This is a genomic window from Bacillus cereus, assembly GCF_002567495.1.
Classification (GTDB): domain Bacteria; phylum Bacillota; class Bacilli; order Bacillales; family Bacillaceae_G; genus Bacillus_A; species Bacillus_A cereus_AQ.
Window position 1 is genome coordinate 1 of record NZ_NVAP01000064.1, and the last position, 4,406, is coordinate 4,406.

Genomic DNA, 4,406 nt, shown 5'->3' on the forward strand with positions numbered 1-4,406 from the left:
GCATTAATTGGGGCGTTAACTTTTAGCGGTTTTACTGCAATAGAAATGAGTAAGCCTACCTCACAAGCAGCTGCAGCTTACTCAGATCCACTTAATGATGATTGGGGATTTAAAACCATTGTGGATTTACAAAATTCAGAGGAAAGTACATATCAACCAGATTGGAAGATTGGGAATTTAATAACTGGTGATACATTTTATTTAACACAGCACTTTGGTAGAGAACATTTTGGTGCGCAAATGAAAATTTTTAAAATCCACACAAATGGTACCCTAGAACGCTTCCAAACAATAGAACCAGAATTTATTCCTGGAACAGAAATTTGGCAAACCCCTATCACAGATAGCTATACAAGCGGTACTTATGTCGCTGCAATTAAATATCGTGGTGAATTCACGTATTCAAATCAATTTACAATCAATTAGGGATGTAATAAATTGAAAAAAGGCACCCTTGGGTTTCTTTTCTTCTGTACGTTATATCTATTACGTGCTCATTGATTTTTTATGTACGTTTGAATTACTGTAGTAGTATTACAGTAATAGCTTGTGTATATAATAAAAGAAGAGATACGCTAACATCTCTTCTAATAACTGCTACCTTCAGGGTGGTGGTTATATCATTAATTTTTTACGAAACCCACCCTTTTGCTTTGGACGGCGACGAGGAGTGGGTCTTTGTTATCTTTTTCTAAAATTTGTTTCCTAAAAACATACCCAGAAACTTCACGTACAATGGCTTTTACAAATTCTTTTAGAAGCTCCAACAAACACTCCATAGGTATATCACCCTCACAATATACAGTTAATTCTACTCTATCATACTAGTAAAATCTTACCAATATAAAAAAGACCACCAATACTGGCAGTCCTTTTTAGGTAGTTTTAGAAATAAAATTATAACATATTAATATATAAATTATAAATACGTTTTTTCAAAAGATACTATAAGTTTTTTATAATTCTTGATTTCTCAATCTTTATTGCATGATAAATTTTCCTATAAGGATTAACAAATAACATTAAAATTATCAATCCACTAGATTATTAGAAAAAACTGGTTATCCATATAATTATTTGGTAAAATATAGATATAATTTAAGAGAGTAAAGTTAATATAGCTCAACTAAGTAATGGAAAGAAAATGTTTTATTGCAAAAAAAAAGGCTCCATTGCTGGAGCACTCAAAATAAATAAACGAATTAAAACAAGAAACAGACAATTTAACTATATAGATAAAAAATAAATAAATCTATATATATGCAAAAATACATATAAAAACTCTATTTATTAATGCTATAATAAACTTACTCGATGATTGTTATATTTTTTTATGGTTTTTAAGCAATACAATACCTTCTTAACACCAAGTGTACAAGTAAAAGAAGACATCTTAATCAATGTCTTCTTTTCTTATATAATAACAACACAATAAAATTAAGATGGTTCAAATCGGAGAAAGGCACCTTAGGGTGTCTTTTTTTATACATTTCGACAGAATATGACAAATTAAGAAGGTGTAAATTGCTATTATCAATATAAACTGTTATAAAAGGAGATATACATGCTAGAATTTAAATTAGAACCTTTTTATATAACCTTCATAATATATAGGACAACCTTAAACTCTTTTTTGAGAGGAATGATTAGATATGGCAGATTATTTCTGCAAAGATGGAAAGAAATATTACAAGAAAAAAGACAAATCATGTAACTCTTCAAACTCCAGTAATTGTTTCATAGAGACATTTACAATTTTCGGCTCTGAAACTACCCCTACAAGTCTTGAAATTCCACCCGGCTCTACAATTACCCTATTTGAAAATTTTACAACTAATCACAATAAAACTCTAATTCGCTTTAGTTTTAGCCCTGTATTTGCTGCGTTTGTTACATTGACTATTAGAACATTTAATTCCACAACTCCCCAAACAATTACATTAACACCAGGAGATAGAAAAACTTTCTTATTTGAGGATGTTCAAAGTATTACTTTCTCAAATGCCACTACAGCTAACGCTGAACTTAGTCCATTATTTATCCAACAAACAACATGTATTTGTTGTGGTGAATCAAATTCATATTACTATGAGAGTAGTGACTATGGTTATTAGTAGTTATTATAGAGGGCTTCGGCTCTCTTTTTTTGTTAAAAAATAGGCATACCAGACAAACACTCATCCATTACAGTATCCTTAATTTAATTGCATACAAACAAATACTAATAAGTAGGTGAATTATTTATATGTATTACATTCCACAGAACTCCCTTCCTTATTATTGGAATTATGGACAAGATTATAGACAACAATTAACCTCAGACGTGCTATTACAAAACCCACAGATATATAATGGTTTAAAAGTTAAATCGCCTAGGGATATTAATATATAAATAATTGATAAGGGCACTAGGAGATTAATTCACGGCCCATCTGTTTATTTCTCTTTATTTAACCAATCCCCATCTCATGAGGTATTAGGTTTAGAGAGAATTCCATTAGGAAACCCAATTGTTCAAGGAACTCATTTATTTCGTTCAGATAAACCATCCAATCGAAGTATATATTGGTACGACAAAGAAGATGGAGTACACTGGGTAAAGCGAGGTATAGCTAGCCCTCAAGCCTATAGAAAATACGACTTTACTGAAAAAGTCCAAATTCATCCACAAAGTATTATTGACGGTATACCAGATGGGAGTGAAGTCAACTAATGTCATAAAATCTATTCATAAAAAAGGAGAAGCGGAGATGCTCTCTTTTTTTTTGTCTTTTAGATGTTCTCCCAATTCTAAAGGGACAATTTTCCATAATGTTCCCAATTAGATATAATACATCAAATAAATATCAAATTTATGTTAGGAGGAACGAACTTGAATGGATATTTTTATAGACAGAGTCCGATGTTAACCACTATCCCTAAACCTTGGACACATGAAATACCATGGTAGTGGTGGCATATTCATATTCCACTACCAGATCCACCACCAGATCCATATGCTCATCCTTATAGTATACCGACACAACATTTTCAATCATATCAACAGTATCACCAATATCAACATCAACCATATAGGTGACTATTTTTACTAATAGATAAAAAGGAGAGACTGGTACTCTCTTTTTTTATTTCCATTCGACAGAATATAACAATATAGTTGTAACTGGATTTGTTATGCTTTCTACAAATATTACAATTTTACATAATCGGAGGATGCATAAATGAGGAATACTATTTGGAGGGGAGTCCAATACATATTATTAAAGTGGTTCAAGTCGGAGGAAGGTATCTTAGGGTGTCTTTTTTATGTAAATAAGCTGCCCATATGGACAGCTTATTATAATTTTTTTGCTTTGAGTGTCTTTTTTGAAATGATTTAGATGCTAACTATTTAATCCATCCTTCATAATAAGCAACATACTCCCCGCCATTGTCGTTTACATACTTAATTCCTTTTAAATACCAGACGATTGTTCCGCCACAAGCTTGCTCAGTTGTAGTGGTATCGAAGTATTGGGATTTTTGTCTCACTTCTTTTTTGTACTTACCATCAGAAGTTTTGCCATAACCACATGCTAACAGTTTTGTTTCGTTTGGTTTAGTTGCTGTGTCTGCTGATGCCGCTCCGATCCCCCCTGTTAATGCGATACCAGCCGCTAATGCTCCAACTACTAATTTCTTGAACATAATAAATCCCCCTTTAATAGTTTTTTATAACTTGCACCTTAAATGTATCACTTTTATGATTTTTGTAAATATTTTGAATTTGTAGAAATATTTATTTAAATTTTGTCAATATTTGTAATTTATTTTATCAAATGGAAAATAGAGGGGTTTTATTAGGTATGTAAAAATGCATGTTCATTCAGCAAAAAATCGTGATAAAATCTAAGCACCTGTTCTATTTTTTCAGTTATCTTAGAAACCTTACTTCTTATTTACCCAAATGGGAGGCGCTTTATGGCGTCTTTTTTTTATTTTCAAAAGGCCATGCTCATTTAATCCATAAAAACATAAAGTAATTTGAATCCATTAAAATACATGAGTGACTCCTTATTTTTCTCCTACTCTTTAAAGGAGGAATTATTATGGGCTTTGGTGGTAGCTGCGGTGGCGGCTGTGGCTTTGCAGGAGGATTTGCTTTATTAGTTGTATTATTTATTTTATTAATTATTGTTGGAGCTTCTTGCTTCTGCTAAAAACTATTGGAAAAGACACTCTTATTTGGGTGTCTTTTCTTTTTTCTCAATATAAGAGCTATAAAAATATGCTATGGTTTTAATAGAAATTCCCTTTTGTGCAATGAGATAAAAATACCCAACAAAAAACCCACCTATTTCCGTAGGTGGGCCTTATCTTTATTACACAATACCAAATTATACTCTCATTTTTTCATAAACTTTATG

The 4,406-nt window shown here is 31.5% G+C and carries 4 protein-coding genes; 3 read left to right on the forward strand and 1 reads right to left on the reverse strand.

The window, feature by feature from the left end; genetic code table 11:
* A partial coding sequence (locus COK05_RS27550; protein WP_255290358.1) for a DUF5065 family protein occupies positions 1 to 426 on the forward strand: 426 nt, incomplete at its 5' end.
* Between the two features lie 1,226 nt (positions 427 to 1,652).
* On the forward strand, positions 1,653 to 2,114 hold the full coding sequence (locus COK05_RS27560; protein WP_046958398.1) for a hypothetical protein: 462 nt from the start codon (positions 1,653 to 1,655) through the stop codon (positions 2,112 to 2,114).
* A 1,273-nt stretch (positions 2,115 to 3,387) separates the two neighbouring features.
* Here COK05_RS27560 and COK05_RS27570 read toward each other — a convergent pair.
* A complete protein-coding gene (locus tag COK05_RS27570; RefSeq protein ID WP_098615069.1) occupies positions 3,388 to 3,687 on the reverse strand; it encodes a hypothetical protein in 300 nt (99 codons plus the stop codon).
* A gap of 401 nt (positions 3,688 to 4,088) precedes the next feature.
* Between COK05_RS27570 and COK05_RS27575 the strand changes: the two genes are divergently transcribed.
* Positions 4,089 to 4,199: a YjcZ family sporulation protein gene (locus tag COK05_RS27575; protein ID WP_000505681.1), complete on the forward strand. Its 111-nt coding sequence runs from the start codon at positions 4,089 to 4,091 to the stop codon at positions 4,197 to 4,199.
* Positions 4,200 to 4,406 lie beyond the last annotated feature (207 nt).